Raw genomic sequence first — 18,894 nt, forward strand, 5'->3', positions numbered from 1 at the left:
TCTCCACTCAAGAAAGGACAAATAATGAATTTTGAAAATATTATTTCTCATATGAATGATCATCATAAAGCTAATTTAATAGATCTTTGTAAAAAATTTGGTGGCATAGATGAAGTGCAAAATGTTTTTTTAAAAAGTGTTGATTTTGATGGTTTAGATATTGTTTATAATAACAATGAAAATTTGCGTGTAGAATTCCCTAAAAAAGCTGATGAAAGCACTATAAAAGACACTATAATATCGCTTTGCATGGGTGCAAAGACTTCATCTGATTTAAGTGCTATAGCAAAAGAAGTTAGAGACTTTATGCTAAGTTTTAATTCTGTGTGCTTAGCTACTTTAAGTGCGCAAGGTGAAGTAGTTTGTTCGTATGCGCCTTTTGTAAGTACACCGCTTGGAAATTATATTTATATAAGTGAAGTGAGTGAACATTTTAATAATATTAAAGCAAATTCAAATAATATAGAAATAATGTTTTTAGAAGATGAAAGCAAAGCCGCTTCTGTAATACTTCGCAAGAGATTACGTTATAAAGTTCGTGCGAGTTTTGTGAATCGTGGTGAAACATTTGATGAAATTTATGATGAATTTGAAAGACAAACCGGGGGTGAAGGGGGTATTAAAACCATACGAAAAATGCTTGATTTTCACCTTGTAAAGCTTGAATTTGCAAAAGGCCGTTTTGTAAAAGGCTTTGGTCAAGCCTATGATATAGAAAATGAAAAAATAATCCATGTAGGTGCTAGTGCAAATCCGCATAAATTTCCACATAAACATTGATTTGATGTAGTTTTTAAAAGTAAAATTATAAATTTTCTTTTTGTAAAGATTGGGCTTGATAATGAGTGATTAAAGGTTCTATAATCTCATCAAAAAGCCCATCTTGCATAATGGCATCTAAGCGATATAAGGTAAGATTGATGCGATGATCGCTGATGCGGTTTTGTGGGAAATTATAAGTGCGTATGCGTTCGCTTCTATCGCCGCTTCCTACTTGGGATTTTCTTGCTTGGCTTTCTAGGGCTAATCTTTGGCTTTCTTGTCTTTCATAAAGCCTTGCTTTTAAGACTTTCATAGCACTTTCTTTATTTTTGTGCTGGCTTTTTCCATCTTGATTGACTACTACTATGCCTGTAGGGATGTGGGTGATGCGCACTGCTGAATCGGTGGTATTTACACTTTGTCCTCCATGCCCTGAAGAACGCATAACATCGATTTTAAGTTCATTGGGATTGATTTGGATTTCTATGTCATCAACTTCTGGCATAACTGCTACAGTGATAGCAGAAGTGTGGACGCGACCTTGAGATTCTGTTTGTGGAATGCGTTGGACCCGGTGTGTTCCACCTTCGTATTTTAATCTTGAATAAGCGCCTATACCTTTAACAAGCATAATGATTTCTTTAAATCCTCCTGCACTGCCTTCACTAGAACTTACGATTTCAAGTTTATAGCCGCGATTTTCAGCGTATCTTGCATAGGCTTTTACAAGATCTCCTACAAATAAAGAAGCCTCATCTCCGCCTGTACCTGCACGAATTTCAAGAAAAATATTTCTTTCATCATTAGGATCTTTAGGGATTAATAAAATTTTAAGCTCTTCTTCAAGCTTAGGTTTTAATTCTTCTAGCGTTTTTAATTCTTCTTTTGCAAGTTCTCCAAGATCACAATCATTGATTAAAATTTTGTTTTCTTCTATGTTTTGTAAGGTTTTGAGATATTCTTTAGCTTTTAAAACAATGGGTTGTAAATTTTTTTGTTCTTTAGAAAGTACAGTCATTTTGCTGATATCATTAATGATATCGGGGTTACTAAGAAGAAGTTCTAATTCTTCAAAGCGTTTTAAAAAAGGATCTAGTTTGCTAGTTAACATTAAAATTATAAGAAATTATGCAATTTTATTTACCAAAAGGGCTAAACGACTTACGCGGCGAGATGCTGTTTGTTTTTTAAGAAAACCACGACTCACCATGGCATGAATGCTTTTATTTGCTATTTTTAAAGCTTCATTTGCAATATTTTTATCTCCTTTTGCAACAGCTTCTCTTACAGCTTTAGTGATATTTTTAAGTCTTGTTCTATAAAATCTATTTCTTTCTGTTTTTTTAATAGTTTGTCTTGCTCTTTTTTGAGCAGATTTATGGTTTGCCATTGATATTTTCCTTTTTTGAAATTAAAGACTAAATTATATAAGAATAAAATTTAAAATTTAATTAATTTAAGCAAAATTTCAAAATAAATCTTTTAAATTCATATCCCAGATTAAAAGATTAAAGCGTGTTAAAAATCCATAAATCACCGCAGTTAACAAACCAGCAAATAATCCTGCTAGCATATCATCAAGCATCACGCCTAAGCCGCCTTTGATTTTTTTATCTACTTTACCGATGATAGAAGGTTTAGTAATATCAAAAAATCTAAATAAAATAAAGGCTATGATAAAATTGATTATGGAATTTTCACTACTTGATGCTATAGCACAAGCAAGAAAAACTCCAGCAACTTCGTCAATAACTATGTGTTTATCATCATGAGTGCCTGTTTTGTTTTCATAATCATCTATAATGCGTATGCTTAAAAGAAAAATCAAAATGCTTAGTAAGAATAAAGTAGAGCTTCCTAAGTATTTGAGTATAAAAAAAGCAGGAAGTAAAGCCGCGATAGTTCCACAAGTGCCGCTTGCTTTTTTGGCACAGCCTGAATAAAAAAAGGTTAAAAATAATTTTTGCATCATATTTACACCATATAAGACATTTGATGAATTTCTAGAAGTTTTTGATAGAATTCTTCATCATTTTTGTATTCTAAAATCCCATCTGTTGGGAAAAGATCATTGTACATTTTTTGCATATTTTTTAATCTATGAGGAAAAAGAGAGCTTAAGATTATACTAGATACTTCTTTGCGCATAAAAATTGCTGGAGGGATGATGCCTGCTCTTAATAAGTCTTTTAAAGATTGGGAATTATAATGTAAATGATGATGGCAGCCATGAGGACAAGATCTTGTACTTACAATCATGCGGCATTGATCGCAAAATACAAATTCAGGTAAAACAATCACTTCTATACCATAATCTTTAGAAAAATCATCAAGTATGGTTTTGGGCTGATTTGCATCATAAAACATCCCAAGGCCTGCGTGATTTTGTGTCACGACAAGTTTAGTGCAGCCTAAGCTTTTTGCAATAATGCTTTCTAAGCCCGGATTTAAATGCGCATGAAAAATATGTATGTCTTTTAAAGGAAAAATAAAAATCCTATCTGGTGGTAAATAATTTTTTATAAATTGTTTTAAATATTTTTCTTTAAGTATGAAATCTAAACCATTATTTTCATAAGATTCTATTAAAAAAATAACCACTAAATCCGCCTTATCTATAGTCCAACGAAACATTCTTTCATGGGCTCTATGCAAGGGATCAAAACTTGAAACTATAGCGGTGATTTTTTGGGCGTTTAGATTGTTTTTTACTTGTTGAAAATTTTCTTTTATTTTTTTAATTTGAGAATCATAAATTTCTATTTCTCCGCTTATATAAGTTGTGCTTATATCTTCTAAAGAACAAGTATGAGGGCTGAAAATATCAGAAAAGTTTTTATTGTTTTTGAATTTGCCTTTGAAGTTTATATGGCCTATTGTTTTTTCTTTGAGTACAAGATCGATTTGATTTCCAGTTTTAATACCATTTAGTATATCTTGAGCATTTTTTGGTGCAAAACTTAAAGGGTAAGGAAAGCTTTCGCCTTTAAATTTCCCTGTTTTGACGATTTCATTGACTTCTTTTTCTGTCATTAAGTGGGTACAATCGCCCAATAAGCCTTCTTTGATAAGGGATAAAATGCTTAATTCATTTTGATCTATAAAGATGGTTTTATTTTTTCTTGCTGATTTCATACTTTTTCCTTTTTTCCCATAAAGACTTGCGTGAAATGCCTAATTTTTTGGAAAGATCAGTATCTGGGAAAATACTTTGATAGTTTATAATGATATATTTTACGTACTCATCTATAGTCAAAATTTCATTACTATCTATATTTTTTTCATTATCATTTAAATTAATACAATTGATATTTAAATCATCTATATTTGAATTAGTATGCAAGATAACATTTTTATTTTGTATGAATTCTAAAAGCTTTTCTTTTTCAGCTGCTTTTAATGCTTGAAAATTACTCAAAAATAAAAGATTGTTTTCTGTAGGAAGCTTCATAGCTTTTTCTACAGAATTGGTAATGGTAAGATCGATAAAAGAAAGGGTGATATCATACTCATTTATATAGTTAAATACAAAAGCATCAGCACTACTTTGTTTATTAGATTTGAGTATGAGAGGGAGTTTTAATTTTTTATAATTATAATCAGAAATTTGAACTGTTTCTAATCGTGATTTGATATAGTTTTGATAGGCTTTATTAAGGATTGAAAGTTTTCTAAAATCTTGATAATGTTTGATTTTTCTGATAAGTTCTTCTATCATAAAAGGCTTTTGGATATAGTCGCTAGCACCTAGTTTTAAAGGGTTTGAGACTGTATCTGTGCTTATGTAAGCTATGAGTAAAATAATAATACTGTGTTTAAAATGCACCACAGCTTTTAAAAAATTATTCGTATTAGTAGAAAGTAATATTATATCATAATATTTTTCTTGATTGTATTCATCAAACGAGCTGATAATTTCACAATGATATCCAGCATTGCTTAATTTAATACTAATACTTTGTGCTAAATAAATTTCATTTTCTATAATTAAAACTTTCATAATCTTGTCCAATCAAAATATTTTAAATTTACACTGCTAAGTACAGCTATGCCTTCTTCTCTACCAATAAAACCTAGTTTTTCAGTAGTAGTGGCTTTAACATTTACCCTAAATTCTTCAATATTTAGAGTATGGGCTATGTTTTTTTCCATGGCCTGTTTAAAATCTTTAAGTTTTGGGGTTTGTGCTATGACGCAAATGTCTATATTTACGAGTTCAAAACCCACTTCTTTTACCTTGTCATAAACTTGTTTTAAAAGTTTCATAGAATCAGCATTTTTAAATTTCATATCTGTATCAGGATAAAGTTCTCCTATGTCTTTAAGCCCTGCTGCACCTAAAATCGCATCACTTAGAGCATGGGCTAAAACATCTCCATCACTATGGGCTTTTAAACCCATACTAGGATGGATTAATACTCCGGCTAAAAGCAAGGGTCGCTTTTGGCCAAATTCATGCACATCAAAGCCATTACCAATGAAAATTTCAAAGCTAGGTTTAGGAAGATTAAGCTTTTTTAAATCATCTTTGAAAGTGAGTTTTTTTGCATTTTCTTCTCCTTCTATGTACCAAATTTTACCCCCTATAGCCTTTATTGCAGTGCTATCGTCTGTAAATTCTAGGTTTTGATTAAGGGCTTTTTTAAGAAGTTTGGTTTTAGAAATTTGAGGGGTTTGGATGAGTTTGATTTTTTCTCTTTGTAAGGCTTGATCATTAAAAAGTGTTGTATCTGTTATTTTTAAAACAGGGGTAATGCAATCTGCTTTATCTATGTTTTCAATCAAACGATCAAATAAATTTTTACTGATCATTACTCTTGCTGCATCACTTACCATTACAAATTCACTCTCAACAAGTTCAAGTGCTTTTTTTAATGAGTGTGCACGCGTATTGCCTCCTTCTACAAATTCGTAACTTTTGGTAAATTTTTTCATATAAGAAACATCATTAGAAGCAATGATTATTTTTTTAAAAGGATAAAAAGAACTTAAATTTTTTGTTGCATAAAGCCAAAGCGGATCAGATCCAAGGCGTAAAAATTGTTTTTTTACCCCAGTATTAAATCGTGTAGAATTTCCAGCAGCTAGTATAATGAGGCTAATTTCGTTCACTTTATTGATCCTCTTTTTTCAATATCGTTGATTTTTGTAATGTTACCATATTATACACTTATAAAAAGCTAAATTTTATAATTTTATTAGTAAAATTGATCTTTTAAAAATTCAAGGAAAAAAGATGAAAGAACAAATTTTAAACAAATTAAAAGATGTCAAATATCCTGGTTTTGAAAAGGATATAGTGAGTTTTAATTTTGTCAAAGATATTAAGGTTGAAGATAATAATGCAAGCATCGATATAGAAATTGTTTCTGCAAATCCTGAAGTAGCTACTCAAATCCGTGAAAGTGTGCAACAGGCTTTATCGAGTTTGGCTTTAAAAAACTTAGCCTTAAACATCATCACTCCAAAAATTCCTGAAGAAAAAAGCAATTCAAGAAGCGGGAAAAACATCGTCCCACAAGTTAAAAATTTCATCATGGTTTCAAGCGGAAAAGGCGGGGTAGGTAAGTCTACAACCACAGTGAATTTAGCTATTAGCATGGCTAAAATGGGTAAAAAAGTAGGGATTTTAGACGCTGATATTTATGGTCCAAATATCCCAAGAATGCTAGGTGAAACTAAAACTCAAGCTGAAGTAGTAGGGCAAAGATTAAGGCCAATTTTAAGCCATGGAGTTTATATGATGAGTATGGGGGTTTTAATCGAAGAAGGACAAGGCCTTATGTGGAGGGGTGCGATGATTATGAAAGCGATTGAACAATTGCTTGCTGATGTGATTTGGCCTGAACTTGATGTATTGTTTTTAGATATGCCTCCAGGAACAGGTGATGCACAAATTACTTCTGCGCAAAGCATACCTATTACTGCAGGGGTTTGTGTAAGTACTCCTCAAATAGTCTCTTTAGATGATAGTAAAAGAGCTTTAGATATGTTTAATAAACTGCATATTCCTATTGCTGGTGTTGTTGAAAATATGAGCGGTTTTTTATGTCCTGATAATGGCAAAGAATATGATATTTTTGGTAAGGGTACGGCTTTAGCTGTTATGGCACAAGATTATAAAAGCGAAGTTTTAGCACAAATTCCTATTGAAATGATAATAAGAGAAGGTTCAGATGAAGGCAAGCCTGTAAGCTTTTATCACCCTCAAAGTGTGAGTTCAAAACGCTATTTGATAGCGGCTGAAAAAATTTGGGATTTTATAGAAAAGATTAATGATAAAGGTGGCGCAGATAATTCTGCTATTCAACCTGTGATGAATGGTAAAAGTGCCTGTTCGTCGCATTAAATTTATTAATAAGGATAAAGAAAAATGATTAATACTAAAGAAGATTTTTTACTTTTAATCAAGCAAATTGAACAAAAAAGCGGATACAGACAAGCTAAGGCTTTTGGTATAGCTAGGCTTGATAGGGGTCAGCTTAATAAAAATAAAATTTTACAAGCAAGCTTTGCTTTGGTTAATTATGAGCAAAATTTTGCATCCGCAGCAATTATGCTTGAAGCTTTTATGCAAAGGGGCGTAGAAATTGATTTTAATGCGAGTGAATGCGTACAGGTTTTAAAGCTAGAAGATATTGATTTTGCGCTTTCGTGTTTTAAGCCTTTTTTAGAAGAGGAAGGACATCAAAATATTGATCTTTTAAAGATTATTAAAGATAAGTTTAAAGATGATGAGTTTGCTTTTGTTTGTCTTTTCGAAGATAAAGAGCCTTTAAGTGTAGAAAGTGCTTATCTTAAGCTTTATTTGCTTTCTACTAAGAAAGTTCCTTTAAGAAGCATTAATTTAAATGGTATTTTTGGGCTTTTAAGCAATGTAGCTTGGAGTGATGATAGGCCCATTGAACTTGAATATTTAAGAGCAAATGAAATGCGTTTAAAAATGAGTAATCAATATCCAAAAATCGATTTTGTGGATAAATTTCCAAGATTTTTAGCCCATATTATTCCTGAAGATAATACAAGAATTTTAGAAAGTTCTAAAGTAAGAATGGGTGCTTCTTTAGCTCCAGGAAGTACTGTAATGCCAGGTGCTTCTTATGTGAATTTTAATGCGGGCACAACGGGGGCTTGTATGATTGAAGGACGTATTAGTTCAAGTGCTATTGTAGGCGAGGGATCTGATGTGGGTGGTGGAGCTTCTATTTTGGGTGTGTTAAGTGGAACCAGTGGTAATGCTATAAGTGTGGGCAAAGCTTGCCTTTTAGGAGCTAATTCAGTCACGGGCATTCCTTTAGGGGATCATTGTATTGTGGATGCAGGTATTGCGGTGCTAGAAGGTACAAAGTTTTTACTTAAAGATGCTCAAGAGCTTGCAAAACTAAATCCTGAGTTTGTTTTTGATAAAGAAATTTATAAAGGCTTAGAGCTTAAAGGACTTAAAGGACTTCATTTCCGTCAAGATTCTATTAGTGGTGCTATGATAGTAAGTCTTAATAAAAAAGTAATCAAACTAAATGAGGCTTTGCATTAGACATAAAGTTTTAAGCTTTATGTCTTTGCTTAAGCTTAGAAATTACATCCCCAAAATTTAAATTCACATCAGCGAGTAAAACACTTAAATGATATACTAAATCCGCTGCTTCGCAAAGGAGTTCATCTTTATCTTTAACAGTGGCAGCTAAAGCTGTTTCTACTGCTTCTTCGCCTACTTTTTGTGCGATACGTTTTGTGCCGCTTTTAAAAAGTTTTGCAGTGTAAGAATTGTTTTCATCGGCATTTTTGCGTGAGTTGATTAGCCTTTGTAATCTTGCTAAAAAGACAAAATCTAGGTTTTTAGAAAGCTTTTCAAAGCAAGAAATATTACCTGTGTGGCAAGTAGGTCCTGTGGGATTGACTGCAATTAAAAGCGTGTCATTGTCACAATCTAAGCTTAAATCGACTATATTTAAGAAATTGCCACTTTGTTCACCTTTCATCCAAAGACGGTTTTTAGTACGTGAAAAAAAGACTACTTTAGAGCTTTGTAAGCTTTTCTCTAGGGCTTTTTCATCCATGAAACCTAGCATTAAAACTTCGCAGCTTTGTGCATCTTGTATGATTACAGGAAGGAGTCCATTTACTTTTTGCCATGCGATTTGTTTATTTAATTCTTTAAAATTGTGCATTTTATATCCTTATATTTAAGCCTTGATTTTTAAGATAAATTTTAAGTTCTTTAATGTCTATAAGCTTTTCATGAAAAACAGAAGCAGCCAAAGCTCCTTCTACACCTAGTTTGAAAGCTTCTAAGAAGTGTTTCATTGTCCCAGCGCCACCGCTTGCTATTAGAGGGATTTTGCAAAGTTGCTTTGCTTGGTGTAATTGTTCTAAATCATAGCCATTTTTTACCCCATCTTGATTCATCATGTTTAAAACAATTTCGCCTGCACCTAGATCTTGGACTTGTTTAATCCATTCAAGAGTGCTTTTTCCACTGTGTTGGCTTGTGTTTTCATCCCCTGTGTATTTAAAAACCTTTAAATTTCCTTGTTCATCTTTAAAACTGTCTATGCCTACTACTATGCATTGTACTCCAAAACTTTTGGCTAGGTGAGTGATGAGTTTAGGATCGTTTAAAGCAGGAGAATTAATAGAAATTTTATCAGCTCCATTGGCTAAAAGTTCAGCAGCATCTTCTAGGCTTTTTATACCTCCTGCGACACAAAAAGGTATATTGATATTTTTTGCTACTTCTTCAACCCATTTTCTAGAAATTCTTTCTTTTCTAGCACTAGCTGTTATATCATAAAATACAAGTTCGTCTATTCCGTTTTGACAATAATATCGGGCAAGTTCTACAATATCTCCCATATACTTGTGATTTTTAAATTGTATTCCTTTTACTACCTTGCCATCTTTTACATCTAAACATGCAATTATGCGTTTTGTAAGCATTTGATTCCTTCTTCTACGCTAAAAACTTTATCGAGTAAAGCTTTTCCTACTATTATTTTGTCACAAATTCCTTTGAGTTTTTTAAGATCTTCTAGCTTTGCTATGCCTCCACTTGCCTGTATATGAATGTGAGGAAAGATTTCATGGATAAGTTTGTAAAGCTTAATATTAGGTCCTTGCATAGTGCCATCTTTGGAAATGTCTGTGCAAAGTATGTGTTTTAAACCCTTTGCACTGTAAAAATCTAAAACTTCCATGAGTTTTTTATCGCTTGTTTCTTGCCAAGCGTTTATGGCTATTACATAATCGTCTTTTAAAATAGTATCTAAAGCAAAAACTATAGCCTCATTGCCAAATTCTTTTAAAATTTCTATACAGAGATTGGGATTTTTTATTGTTATTGATCCAACGACGACGCGTTTTACTCCGCAATCAAGCAAAGATTTTATTTCTTCTTTGGTGCGTATACCCCCACCTACTTGTAAGTTAGCTTTGATTTCTTGACTTAGTTGTTTTATTAAGTTAAGTTGTCTTTTACTAGGATCTTTTGCCCCTGTTAAATCCACTAAGTGCAATTCTTTTGCACCTGCTTTTTCGTATTCTTGTAATTTTTCTAAGGCTTTGTATTGATATATTTTTTTTTGATTATAATCTCCTTTGATAAGACGTACTACTTGACCATCTATGAGATCAAGGGCGGGGATTATTTGTGTTGTCATCCTATATCCTTAATGAAATTTGAAATTAAAATTTCTCCTGCTTCTCCACTTCTTTCAGGATGAAATTGCACCCCATAAAAATTATTTTTCATCACACTCGCGCTAAATTTTTGAGCATACTCACAATTTGCAATGGTATATTTTCCAAGTTCTACGCAATAACTGTGGACAAAATAAAAATATTCTCCGTTTAAATTCTTAAATAAAGCATGAGAGCTAAAAACTTGATTCCAACCCATGTGTGGAAAGCTAAAAGTTTCTTTAGCTTTAAATTTTTGGGTATTAAAATCTATAATATTTAGGGTTTGTTGGGATAATTCTTCTGAAAATTTACCCAAAATTTGCATTCCTAGACAAATGCCTAGAAGTGGTTTTTTTGTATTTTTTATAAAATCAATGAGTTGAAATTTTTTTAAATTATTCATGGCTTGTTTTGCTGTGCCTACTCCGGGTAAGAAAAGTTTGTCCGCGCTTTGAAGAGTTTGTAAATCTTTGCTGATTTGGGCATTAAAACCCAATCTGTCTAGACAGAATTTTAAAGAAGCTAAATTCGCACAAGCTGTATCAATGATGATGATTTTCATAAATTTACTCCTTTAAAAAAATTATTTTTGCTTAATAATTTTAAATCATGAATTTTATTTTTTATGGTGTGAAAATTATTATCAAGTTCTGTTTTTCTTGCAATAGATATTTTGATAAATTCGCTTTCTTTTTCAAAACCTATAAATTTTCTATTTAATAAATTAGCAGCAATTCCTGTTGTAGAGCTTCCGCTAAATGGATCGCAAATTAGAGATTCTTCATCACTTGCCATTAAAATAAGCTTAAGAAGCAAAGCTAAAGGTTTTTGTGTGGGATGTTTGCCATTTGTTTTTTCCCAAGGAGCAATAGCATTAAAAGTCCAAACATCACGCATTTGTTTATTATCATTGAGTTTTTTTAAAATTTCATAATTAAAAATATGCTTATGTTTATGGCTTTTTCTAGCCCAAATGATTTGTTCTGTTGAGTGTGTAAGATAACGGCAAGTGAAATTTGGAGGAGGATTTGTTTTTTGCCAAGTGATAATATTTAAAATTTTAAAATCAAGTTTTTGCAAGATCCGACCCAATGAGAAAATATTATGATAGGTCCCGCTTATTAAAATGCTTCCTGTATCTTTGAGTGCTATTTTTGCATTTGAAAGCCAGATGAAATTAAAAGCATCTATTTGATCAATATTATCACCTTTATCCCATTGTCCTTTATTCACGCTAACAATTTTGCCATTTTGGATGCTTAATCCATCGTTTGAAAGAAAATAAGGTGGATCGGCAAAAATTAAATCAAATTGTTTTTTAAATTGAGTAAGTAATTGATTACAATCATTTTGATAAAGTTGAAATAACTCATCCTTACTTATGAAGAAAGGTTTAGACATTTTTAACCTTTAAAATAAAATCATTGATGTTATAAAGATTATATATTTCTATTTTTTCATAAGCTTGCACGAATTTGTTTTTAGCATTTAGCCAGCCTTTGCTTATCCATATAAATTTATTTTTCAAGCATTTTTGCCAATCTACATAAAATCTTAAATGCCTATTTGTGGCCTGCAAATTATTTAAAAAGCTTTTAAAATCAAGCTTGTTTTTCATAGCATGCCTTTAGAGCTAGCTAAATTTTGGCCTTCGATTTTTATTGCCATTTTTAAAGCTTTAGCAAAGGCTTTAAACAATCCTTCGGCTTTGTGATGATCATTTTTACCTTTTACTTTTAAGTGTAAACTTACCCCCATAGTATAGCTTAAAGAATAGAAAAAATGTTCTATCATTTCTGTGCTTAAAGCCCCTAGATGAGATTTTTTAAACTTTGCTTTATAAACTAAATGCGGGCGGTTGCAAAAGTCTATAGCACAACTTGCTAAAGATTCATCCATAGGTAGAGTAAAGCCGTATCTTGCTATGCCAATTTTATCTCCTAAGGCTTTTTTGATACAAGTTCCTAGTGCTAAAGCCACATCTTCAACACTATGATGTTCGTCAATTTCTAAATCCCCCTTACAAAGGATTTCAAGCCCTATATTAGCATGTACAGCGATTTGTTCTAGCATATGATCAAAAAAATCAATGCCTGTGTGAATTTCTGTTTTGCCACTGTTTAAACATACTTTTACCTTGATATGCGTTTCTTTAGTGGTTCTTTCATAGCTTGCACTTCTAAAAGAACTTAGAATTTCATTTTCTATATCTTTCCAGCTTAATGTACCGTATTTTAATCCCCGAAGGCCTAAATTTGAGGCTAAAATCATATCAGTGTCTCTATCGCCTATGACAAAACTTTGTTCTTTATCATAAAGTTTGTGTTTGATGTATTCTTCTAGCATGGCGGTTTTAGGTTTTCTGCATGTGCAATTTTCATTTTCAAAATGCGGACAAATAAAAATATCTTGGAATTCTATCCCACAACTTTGTAAAATATCTAGCATTTTTTTGTGAGGACTTTCAAAACTTTTTTTTGGAAAATTATCCGTTCCTAGGCCGTCTTGATTACTTACAATAACGAATTTAAAACCAAAATTTTTAAGCTTTAAAAGCACAGGGATAGCATCTTTTTCAAAACGTAATTTTTCAAGAGAGTCGACTTGAAAATCGCTTTTTGGTTCTTCTATGAGGGTTCCATCTCTATCGATAAAAAGTATTTTTTGACTCATTGTAAGCTTTCTAAACGAAAAGTTATAGCATTTTTATGCGCATGTAAGTGTTCATTTTCAGCTAGAATTTCTACACTTTTACTCAAGGCTAAAAAGCCTTCTTTATTTAATTCTTGCACTGTCATTCTTTTAGTAAAATCTGCTAAACCTAAGCTAGAATGGGTTTTAGTAAACCCATAAGTTGGCAAAACATGATTAGTTCCACTTGCATAATCGCCCATGGATTCTGGAGAATAAGTCCCTAAAAATACAGATCCTGCATGTTTGACATCTTTTAAAAGTTCGCGTGGATTTTGGGTTTGTATGATGAGGTGTTCTGGGGCATAAGCATTAGAAATTTCTACGGCTTGATTTAAGTTTCTTGCAATGATAATTTTGGAATTATTAATGCTTTTGCTTGCAAGTTCATATCTTGGGAGTTTTTGAATTTGCTGGTGGATTTCATCATTTACTTTTTTAGCAAAGTTTTGACTTAAGCACACTAAAATTACTTGAGAATCAGCACCGTGTTCAGCTTGAGAAAGTAAATCGCTTGCTACAAATTTCACATTGGCTTTTTCATCAGCTATGACTAAAACTTCGCTAGGACCTGCTTGCATATCAATGGCTGATCCTTGAATATCGCTACTTACTTGGCGTTTAGCTTCAGTGACAAAGGCATTTCCTGGGCCAAAAATTTTATCCACCTTTAAAACACTTTGTGTTCCATAAGCTAAGGCTCCAATGGCTCCTGCACCTCCCATTTGATAAATCTCATCTACCCCACAAAGTTCAGCACAAAAAAGCACAGCATCATGGATTTTTGCTGGACTTGCTAAAACGATTTTTTCGCATTGAGCGATTTTTGCAGGAATGGCAAGCATTAAAACTGTTGAAAATAAAGGTGCTGATCCACCTGGTATATAAAGTCCCACTTTTTCTATAGGGCGCGTTAAAAGTTCGCATTTGACACCTTTAGTGGTTTCAAGAGAAATTTCATGTGGGATTTGTGCTTGGTGAAATTTTTTAATATTTTCATAGGCTACTAAAATGGCTTGTTTTAAATCTTCATTTAAACGCATGCTTGCTTGGGCGATTTGTTCTTGAGTGATTTTAATATTTGAAATTTCTACTTTATCAAATTTTAAAGCTTGTTCTATCAAGGCTTGATCGCCTTTTTCTTGTACTTGTTTAATAAGAGAGCTTACTGTTTTTGAAATTTCGTCTTTTGCACTCACAGCCGGACGTTTTAAGGATTCTTGTTTTTGTTTTATATCTAAATTATCATAAATTAAAATTTGCATTTTTTGACTCACTTTAACATTTTTTCAATAGGTAAAACTAAAATGGAGCTTGCACCTTCTTCTTTTAAAGCTTCCATAGTCTCCCAAAAAAGATTTTCTTTGCTTACCATGTGTAAGGCTACATTTTTTTCATCATGTGCTAAAGGTAAAATGGTTGGTTTTTCAACACCTGGTAATAAAGATTGAATTATATCAAGTTTTTCTTTTGGGGCGTGAAGCATGATGTATTTTGATTCTCTTGCTTGTATAACCCCGCCAACACGCAGCATAATTTTATCCACTAAGGCTTGTTTTTCTTCGCTTAAGGCGTTTTGCTTTTGGATTAAACAGGCGCGTGATTGATAAATCACTTTAACTTCTTTAAGATTGTTTGCTTGCAAGGTCGCACCACTTGAAACAAGATCGCAAATGGCATCAGCTAGATTGGATCTTGGAGCTACTTCAACAGAACCTGTTAGCGTGCAATTTTTATAAGTGATATGATTTGCTTTCATAAAGCGTTTTAAAAGTTGCGGATAGGAAGTAGCAATTCTCAAGTTTTCAAAATCCTTTAAATTTTCAAATTTTTTATCTTGGGGTAAGGCAAGAGAAAGTCGGCAAAAACCAAAATCTAGTTTTTTTAAAAGTTTGTAGCTTGGGTTTTCACCCAAAGATTGGCGTTCAAGTTCACTTTCTTCTAAAACATTTTCTCCTATAATTCCTAAATCTACAACCCCATCAAAAATAAGTCCTGGAATATCATCATCCCTAACGCGTAAAATATCTATGGGTAAATTCGTAGAAAAGGCAATTAGGCTTTGTTCATGAATATGCATTTTTACTCCACATTTTAACAAAAGTTCTATGGATTCTTTTGAAAGTCTCCCTGATTTTTGTATGGCTATGCGCAAACGAGTATTTTCTTGCATATCATGTCCTTAGAAATTAAAATAAAAAGACTATATTATCATAAGTAGTTGAATTTTTAGCAAGGGTTTTTAAAATAAATAAATTTAATTGGAAATAATATTTTCAAGTTTTTTAAAGTAAGAATAAAAATAAATATCACAATCCTAGCTTTTGCTAGGATTGATTAAGCTACAAATTCAATAAAAGCCATCTCAGCAGCATCACCGCGACGTATTCTTGTTTTAATGATTCTTGTGTATCCGCCATTGCGATCTTTAAATTTTGGTGCGATTTCAGTTACGAGTTTGTTTGTAGCACCTTTGTCTTGTAAAGAGGCAAAAACGGCTCTGTGGGCATTAAAATCTCCTAGTCTTGCTCTTGTGATGAGTCTTTCTACATAAGATCTTAATTCTTTGGCTTTTGGTAGAGTTGTTTCGATTTTACCGCTATTTACTAAGGCTATGGTTAAATTTTTTAATAAGGCAGCACGATGTGATGAAGTTCTGCCGAGTTTTCTATATCCGTGTTTATGTCTCATTCTTTTATCCTTCGTTTTGTGCTTTTAATTCTGCGATCTTGTTTTTAAGTATTTCTTTATTATCGCTAAGCTTAGAAGTTCCTACAGGAAAACCTATGCTTTCCATGATGTTTTTAATCTCATCAAGAGATTTTTTGCCTAAATTTTTAAGTCCTGCAAGTTCATTTACACTCATTAAAGCAAGTTCGCCTATGTAAAGTATCCCTGCTTTTTCAAGACAGTTATAGCTTCTAGCACTTAAATTTAAATCTGTGATATTTTGCAATAATTTTGTATTTTCTAACTCATTAGTGGTTGCTTGATTTTTAATCATGCTTCTAACATTAGTGATCTTATCAAATACAGATAATTGTTTATACATAGCTTCTAAAGCATTTTGAAAAGCTTCATTTGGGGTGATTTGTCCATCAGTGGTTACAGTTAGAACTACTTTTTCATAATCAGGATTGTCTTCAAATAAAACTTTTTCAATATCATAGGTTGCTTCTCTTACAGGAGTGAAAAAAGCATCAAGAGCGATGAATTTAGGATCTTCTAAAAGTTCTTTAATTTCCTCGCTTGGAACATAGCCAATGCCTTTTTCAATGATGAGGGTGAATTTAAGTTCAGCATCCTCATTAATAGTTGCTAAATAAGCATCTGTGTTGACTACTTCTACTTGATTGTTGTCTAGATCTTTGCCATAGATTTCTTTAGAACCTTTAAAATTAAATTCTACTATTTCTTTATTAGAGTCGCCTTTAATTTTAAAGCGTAATTTTTTAAGATTGATGATAAAAAGCGCCACATCTTCAAGCATACCACGCATGCTATCAAATTCATGTGCCACACCATCAATATAAATTGCAGTAGGAGCGTATCCTATGGTGCTAGTATAAAGCAAACGGCGTAAAGGATGGGCTAGGGTGATTCCATAACCTATCTCAAAAGGCCAAGCACTGATTTTAGCCACAGTATCGCTAATGTTTTCTATAGTAAATTCTGTTGGCGTATAAGCAGATGTTGTAATGTTTCTCATATTTAGCCCCTATTATTTAGAGTAAAGCTCAACGATAAATCTTTCCTCTACTGGAATGACGACTTCTTCTCTTTCAGGTTTTCTGGTGAAAATTCCAAATCTTTTGTCTTTTTCAACATCAACCCAAGCAACTATACCAGTTTGTGCTGTAAGCTCAATGGCTCTTGTGATTTGTGGATTGTTTTTGCTTTTTTCAATGATTTCTATTTTAGAACCTGTTTCTACTCTAAAACTAGGAATGTCTACTCTTTTGCCATTTACCAAAACATGACCATGTGTGACAAGCTGTCTAGCAAAACGGCGTGTTGTAGCAAAGCCCATTCTATAAACTACATTATCTAATCTTTGTTCTAAAAGCTGGATGAGTAAAACCCCTGTATTGCCCTCTTTTCTTGCTGCTTCAGCAAAGAGACGACGAAATTGTTTTTCGCTAACTCCATACATGAATTTAGCTTTTTGTTTTTCTCTTAATTGTAATCCATATTCGCTGATTTTGCCTTTTCTTGCTCCGTGTTGTCCTGGTGCATAAGGGCGTTTATCTAAAGCGCTTTTGCCTGCTAGTCTTCTTTCTCCTTTTAATGCCAAGCTAACACCAAAGCGTCTTTCTAATTTTTCTACTGGTCCTCTATATCTTGCCATAATATTCTCCTAAATTTTTCTTATATTTTAGACACGACGACGCTTAGGCGGTCTACAACCATTGTGAGCTAGGGGAGTAATATCTTTTAAGAAAGTGACTTTGATACCTTCCATAGCGCCTACACTTTTAACAGCAGTTTCTCTACCGCTTCCTGGCCCTTGCACTTTAATGCCTACTTCTTTAATTCCATGTTCTTTTGCTTTATTTAAAGCGTCTTCTACTGCTTGTTGTGCGGCATAAGGAGTGGATTTTTTAGATCCTTTAAAGCCTAAGCCACCTGCACTACTCCAAGCTATAGCATTTCCCATTTCGTCTGTAACGGTTACCATAGTATTGTTGAAAGTCGCACTGATATAAACTATACCTTTTGCTATATTTTTTTTAACTACTTTTTTCTTTACAATTTTTCTTTTTGCCATGATCTTTCCTTATGATTTTGCGCCAACAGTTTTTCGTTTACCTTTTCTGGTTCTTGCATTTGTTTTTGTTTTTTGTCCGCGAACAGGTAAACCTTTTCTATGTCTTAAACCTCTAAAGCTTCCTAAATCCATAAGTGCTTTAATATCCATAGCAACTTGTTTTCTTAAATCCCCTTCAACCATATAGTTTTCTTGAATTTCTTTTCTGATTGCTGCTGCTTCATCTTCGCTTAATTCATGCACTCTTTTATCATAAGAAATTCCTACTTTATCTAGGATTTTTTTTGAAGTAAAAAGCCCTATACCATAAATATAGGTCAGTCCATATTCTATTCTTTTTTTCTTTGGTAAATCAACACCTGCAATACGAGCCATGTTTATCCTTGTCTTTGTTTATGTTTTGGGTTTTCGCAAATAATGCGAACTATACCTTTACGGCGAACTATTTTACATTTGTCGCACATCTTTTTGACCGATGGTCTCACTTTCATGAGCGTCTCCTTTAAGTAAATTCCACTTAGTTTACGACTACATCAGGTTTTATGAATAACCAACTATTTTTAAAATAAGTGGTGGATTTTAGAAATACTTCTTCATATAGTTTCGATGCAATTTGTCGCAAAATTCTAATTATATTTAAAATTAGCTTTTAAATAACTTAGAATTATTTATATCTAAAAGTGATACGTCCTTTATCAAGACTGTAGGGTGTAAGTTCGACTTTTACCTTATCGCCTGGCATGATTCTTATATAATGCATACGCATTTTCCCAGCAATATGACATAAAATTACGTGTTTGTTATCAAGCTCTACTTTAAAATTCGCATTTGGTAATGCTTCAAGTACTGTGCCATCAATTTCAATTACATCATCTTTTGCCAAATTCTCTCCTTTCAAAAATTTAAGATAAATTTCCATTCTAGCAAAAATTATTAAAATTTTTACTTAATTTTTTAGCAGTTTTTAAGCAGATAATTAAGAAGCTAGAGTTTTT

The 18,894-nt window shown here is 32.5% G+C and carries 25 protein-coding genes; 3 read left to right on the forward strand and 22 right to left on the reverse strand.

All coding sequences use genetic code 11. The features are described from left to right. The first annotated feature begins 24 nt into the window (after positions 1-24). A complete protein-coding gene (locus tag GRQ01_RS04555) occupies positions 25-780 on the forward strand; it encodes a HugZ family heme oxygenase (RefSeq protein ID WP_158334639.1) in 756 nt (251 codons plus the stop codon). A gap of 25 nt (positions 781-805) precedes the next feature. Here GRQ01_RS04555 and prfA read toward each other — a convergent pair whose 3' ends face one another. The 6 genes from prfA to GRQ01_RS04585 all read right to left on the reverse strand — a co-directional run bounded on the left by prfA (position 806) and on the right by GRQ01_RS04585 (position 5,874). Further along, a complete protein-coding gene (gene prfA, locus GRQ01_RS04560) occupies positions 806-1,873 on the reverse strand; it encodes a peptide chain release factor 1 (protein ID WP_158334640.1) in 1,068 nt (355 codons plus the stop codon). 15 nt (positions 1,874-1,888) lie between these two features. Continuing rightward, entirely contained in the window at positions 1,889-2,152 is a 264-nt protein-coding gene (gene rpsT, locus GRQ01_RS04565) for a 30S ribosomal protein S20 (protein ID WP_158334641.1), read from the reverse strand. A 78-nt stretch (positions 2,153-2,230) separates the two neighbouring features. Continuing rightward, complete coding sequence (locus tag GRQ01_RS04570; RefSeq protein WP_158334685.1) at positions 2,231-2,731, reverse strand: phosphatidylglycerophosphatase A family protein; 501 nt, start codon at positions 2,729-2,731, stop codon at positions 2,231-2,233. Positions 2,732-2,736: 5 nt separating this feature from the next. Continuing rightward, positions 2,737-3,897, reverse strand: coding sequence for a sulfate adenylyltransferase (locus tag GRQ01_RS04575; protein WP_158334642.1), 1,161 nt, complete (start codon positions 3,895-3,897; stop codon positions 2,737-2,739). Next, on the reverse strand, positions 3,875-4,762 hold the full coding sequence (locus tag GRQ01_RS04580) for a DNA-binding transcriptional response regulator (protein ID WP_158334643.1): 888 nt from the start codon (positions 4,760-4,762) through the stop codon (positions 3,875-3,877). Before GRQ01_RS04580 ends, GRQ01_RS04575 begins: the two co-directional genes overlap by 23 nt. After that, a complete protein-coding gene (locus tag GRQ01_RS04585; RefSeq protein WP_203121211.1) occupies positions 4,759-5,874 on the reverse strand; it encodes a bifunctional 2-C-methyl-D-erythritol 4-phosphate cytidylyltransferase/2-C-methyl-D-erythritol 2,4-cyclodiphosphate synthase in 1,116 nt (371 codons plus the stop codon). The genes GRQ01_RS04580 and GRQ01_RS04585 overlap by 4 nt, the downstream gene beginning before the upstream one ends. 124 nt (positions 5,875-5,998) lie before the next feature. Between GRQ01_RS04585 and GRQ01_RS04590 the strand changes: the two genes are divergently transcribed. Together GRQ01_RS04590 and GRQ01_RS04595 are read left to right on the forward strand one after the other, a co-directional pair. Further along, complete coding sequence (locus tag GRQ01_RS04590) at positions 5,999-7,111, forward strand: Mrp/NBP35 family ATP-binding protein (RefSeq protein ID WP_158334644.1); 1,113 nt, start codon at positions 5,999-6,001, stop codon at positions 7,109-7,111. A 24-nt stretch (positions 7,112-7,135) separates the two neighbouring features. After that, positions 7,136-8,296, forward strand: coding sequence for a tetrahydrodipicolinate N-succinyltransferase N-terminal domain-containing protein (locus GRQ01_RS04595; RefSeq protein ID WP_158334645.1), 1,161 nt, complete (start codon positions 7,136-7,138; stop codon positions 8,294-8,296). A 10-nt stretch (positions 8,297-8,306) separates the two neighbouring features. Here the strand turns inward: GRQ01_RS04595 and hisIE are convergent, their stop codons facing one another. The 16 genes from hisIE to infA all read right to left on the reverse strand — a co-directional run bounded on the left by hisIE (position 8,307) and on the right by infA (position 18,782). Beyond that, a complete protein-coding gene (gene hisIE / locus GRQ01_RS04600) occupies positions 8,307-8,930 on the reverse strand; it encodes a bifunctional phosphoribosyl-AMP cyclohydrolase/phosphoribosyl-ATP diphosphatase HisIE (protein ID WP_158334646.1) in 624 nt (207 codons plus the stop codon). A 1-nt stretch (position 8,931) separates the two neighbouring features. Continuing rightward, on the reverse strand, positions 8,932-9,699 hold the full coding sequence (hisF, locus tag GRQ01_RS04605; RefSeq protein ID WP_158334647.1) for an imidazole glycerol phosphate synthase subunit HisF: 768 nt from the start codon (positions 9,697-9,699) through the stop codon (positions 8,932-8,934). Next, complete coding sequence (gene hisA, locus GRQ01_RS04610; RefSeq protein ID WP_158334648.1) at positions 9,681-10,418, reverse strand: 1-(5-phosphoribosyl)-5-[(5-phosphoribosylamino)methylideneamino]imidazole-4-carboxamide isomerase; 738 nt, start codon at positions 10,416-10,418, stop codon at positions 9,681-9,683. Before hisA ends, hisF begins: the two co-directional genes overlap by 19 nt. After that, positions 10,415-11,002, reverse strand: coding sequence for an imidazole glycerol phosphate synthase subunit HisH (hisH, locus tag GRQ01_RS04615; RefSeq protein WP_158334649.1), 588 nt, complete (start codon positions 11,000-11,002; stop codon positions 10,415-10,417). Before hisH ends, hisA begins: the two co-directional genes overlap by 4 nt. Next, complete coding sequence (locus GRQ01_RS04620) at positions 10,999-11,841, reverse strand: DNA-methyltransferase (RefSeq protein ID WP_158334650.1); 843 nt, start codon at positions 11,839-11,841, stop codon at positions 10,999-11,001. Before GRQ01_RS04620 ends, hisH begins: the two co-directional genes overlap by 4 nt. Beyond that, complete coding sequence (locus tag GRQ01_RS04625) at positions 11,834-12,058, reverse strand: hypothetical protein (RefSeq protein WP_158334651.1); 225 nt, start codon at positions 12,056-12,058, stop codon at positions 11,834-11,836. The genes GRQ01_RS04620 and GRQ01_RS04625 overlap by 8 nt, the downstream gene beginning before the upstream one ends. Further along, positions 12,055-13,113, reverse strand: coding sequence for a bifunctional histidinol-phosphatase/imidazoleglycerol-phosphate dehydratase HisB (gene hisB, locus GRQ01_RS04630; protein ID WP_158334652.1), 1,059 nt, complete (start codon positions 13,111-13,113; stop codon positions 12,055-12,057). Before hisB ends, GRQ01_RS04625 begins: the two co-directional genes overlap by 4 nt. Further along, positions 13,110-14,396, reverse strand: a complete 1,287-nt coding sequence (gene hisD / locus GRQ01_RS04635) for a histidinol dehydrogenase (RefSeq protein ID WP_158334653.1) — start codon at positions 14,394-14,396, stop codon at positions 13,110-13,112. Before hisD ends, hisB begins: the two co-directional genes overlap by 4 nt. Positions 14,397-14,404: 8 nt before the next feature. Beyond that, complete coding sequence (hisG, locus tag GRQ01_RS04640; protein WP_158334654.1) at positions 14,405-15,304, reverse strand: ATP phosphoribosyltransferase; 900 nt, start codon at positions 15,302-15,304, stop codon at positions 14,405-14,407. 164 nt (positions 15,305-15,468) lie between these two features. Beyond that, complete coding sequence (rplQ, locus tag GRQ01_RS04645) at positions 15,469-15,822, reverse strand: 50S ribosomal protein L17 (protein ID WP_158334655.1); 354 nt, start codon at positions 15,820-15,822, stop codon at positions 15,469-15,471. Between the two features lie 4 nt (positions 15,823-15,826). Continuing rightward, positions 15,827-16,840 (reverse strand): DNA-directed RNA polymerase subunit alpha, encoded by a 1,014-nt coding sequence (locus GRQ01_RS04650; protein WP_158334656.1) that lies wholly within the window; start codon positions 16,838-16,840, stop codon positions 15,827-15,829. Between the two features lie 12 nt (positions 16,841-16,852). Next, positions 16,853-17,479 carry a 30S ribosomal protein S4 gene (rpsD, locus tag GRQ01_RS04655; RefSeq protein WP_158334657.1) on the reverse strand — a complete coding sequence of 209 codons (627 nt, stop codon included), beginning with the start codon at positions 17,477-17,479 and terminating at the stop codon, positions 16,853-16,855. A 27-nt stretch (positions 17,480-17,506) separates the two neighbouring features. After that, positions 17,507-17,899, reverse strand: a complete 393-nt coding sequence (gene rpsK, locus GRQ01_RS04660; RefSeq protein WP_002779544.1) for a 30S ribosomal protein S11 — start codon at positions 17,897-17,899, stop codon at positions 17,507-17,509. 9 nt (positions 17,900-17,908) lie between these two features. Continuing rightward, the gene (gene rpsM, locus GRQ01_RS04665) at positions 17,909-18,274 is read right to left on the reverse strand and encodes a 30S ribosomal protein S13 (RefSeq protein WP_066778936.1); all 366 of its coding nucleotides are present in this window, start codon (positions 18,272-18,274) and stop codon (positions 17,909-17,911) included. A 2-nt stretch (positions 18,275-18,276) separates the two neighbouring features. Next, complete coding sequence (gene rpmJ / locus GRQ01_RS04670; protein ID WP_066778934.1) at positions 18,277-18,390, reverse strand: 50S ribosomal protein L36; 114 nt, start codon at positions 18,388-18,390, stop codon at positions 18,277-18,279. 173 nt (positions 18,391-18,563) lie between these two features. Next, positions 18,564-18,782 carry a translation initiation factor IF-1 gene (gene infA, locus GRQ01_RS04675; protein WP_002781436.1) on the reverse strand — a complete coding sequence of 73 codons (219 nt, stop codon included), beginning with the start codon at positions 18,780-18,782 and terminating at the stop codon, positions 18,564-18,566. Positions 18,783-18,894: the final 112 nt, after the last annotated feature.

It is taken from the genome of Campylobacter bilis, assembly GCF_016806695.1.
Classification (GTDB): Bacteria; Campylobacterota; Campylobacteria; order Campylobacterales; family Campylobacteraceae; genus Campylobacter_D; species Campylobacter_D bilis.

What these genes read in the sequence shown, in the direction of transcription:
- GRQ01_RS04555 (WP_158334639.1), top strand. Translation starts at nt 25, where the DNA reads ATGAATTTTGAAAATATTATTTCTCATATGAATGATCATCATAAAGCT.
- prfA (WP_158334640.1), bottom strand. Translation starts at nt 1,873, where the DNA reads ATGTTAACTAGCAAACTAGATCCTTTTTTAAAACGCTTTGAAGAATTA.
- rpsT (WP_158334641.1), bottom strand. Translation starts at nt 2,152, where the DNA reads ATGGCAAACCATAAATCTGCTCAAAAAAGAGCAAGACAAACTATTAAA.
- GRQ01_RS04570 (WP_158334685.1), bottom strand. Translation starts at nt 2,731, where the DNA reads ATGCAAAAATTATTTTTAACCTTTTTTTATTCAGGCTGTGCCAAAAAA.
- GRQ01_RS04575 (WP_158334642.1), bottom strand. Translation starts at nt 3,897, where the DNA reads ATGAAATCAGCAAGAAAAAATAAAACCATCTTTATAGATCAAAATGAA.
- GRQ01_RS04580 (WP_158334643.1), bottom strand. Translation starts at nt 4,762, where the DNA reads ATGAAAGTTTTAATTATAGAAAATGAAATTTATTTAGCACAAAGTATT.
- GRQ01_RS04590 (WP_158334644.1), top strand. Translation starts at nt 5,999, where the DNA reads ATGAAAGAACAAATTTTAAACAAATTAAAAGATGTCAAATATCCTGGT.
- GRQ01_RS04595 (WP_158334645.1), top strand. Translation starts at nt 7,136, where the DNA reads ATGATTAATACTAAAGAAGATTTTTTACTTTTAATCAAGCAAATTGAA.
- hisIE (WP_158334646.1), bottom strand. Translation starts at nt 8,930, where the DNA reads ATGCACAATTTTAAAGAATTAAATAAACAAATCGCATGGCAAAAAGTA.
- hisF (WP_158334647.1), bottom strand. Translation starts at nt 9,699, where the DNA reads ATGCTTACAAAACGCATAATTGCATGTTTAGATGTAAAAGATGGCAAG.
- hisA (WP_158334648.1), bottom strand. Translation starts at nt 10,418, where the DNA reads ATGACAACACAAATAATCCCCGCCCTTGATCTCATAGATGGTCAAGTA.
- hisH (WP_158334649.1), bottom strand. Translation starts at nt 11,002, where the DNA reads ATGAAAATCATCATCATTGATACAGCTTGTGCGAATTTAGCTTCTTTA.
- GRQ01_RS04620 (WP_158334650.1), bottom strand. Translation starts at nt 11,841, where the DNA reads ATGTCTAAACCTTTCTTCATAAGTAAGGATGAGTTATTTCAACTTTAT.
- GRQ01_RS04625 (WP_158334651.1), bottom strand. Translation starts at nt 12,058, where the DNA reads ATGAAAAACAAGCTTGATTTTAAAAGCTTTTTAAATAATTTGCAGGCC.
- hisB (WP_158334652.1), bottom strand. Translation starts at nt 13,113, where the DNA reads ATGAGTCAAAAAATACTTTTTATCGATAGAGATGGAACCCTCATAGAA.
- hisD (WP_158334653.1), bottom strand. Translation starts at nt 14,396, where the DNA reads ATGCAAATTTTAATTTATGATAATTTAGATATAAAACAAAAACAAGAA.
- hisG (WP_158334654.1), bottom strand. Translation starts at nt 15,304, where the DNA reads ATGCAAGAAAATACTCGTTTGCGCATAGCCATACAAAAATCAGGGAGA.
- rplQ (WP_158334655.1), bottom strand. Translation starts at nt 15,822, where the DNA reads ATGAGACATAAACACGGATATAGAAAACTCGGCAGAACTTCATCACAT.
- GRQ01_RS04650 (WP_158334656.1), bottom strand. Translation starts at nt 16,840, where the DNA reads ATGAGAAACATTACAACATCTGCTTATACGCCAACAGAATTTACTATA.
- rpsD (WP_158334657.1), bottom strand. Translation starts at nt 17,479, where the DNA reads ATGGCAAGATATAGAGGACCAGTAGAAAAATTAGAAAGACGCTTTGGT.
- rpsK (WP_002779544.1), bottom strand. Translation starts at nt 17,899, where the DNA reads ATGGCAAAAAGAAAAATTGTAAAGAAAAAAGTAGTTAAAAAAAATATA.
- rpsM (WP_066778936.1), bottom strand. Translation starts at nt 18,274, where the DNA reads ATGGCTCGTATTGCAGGTGTTGATTTACCAAAGAAAAAAAGAATAGAA.
- rpmJ (WP_066778934.1), bottom strand. Translation starts at nt 18,390, where the DNA reads ATGAAAGTGAGACCATCGGTCAAAAAGATGTGCGACAAATGTAAAATA.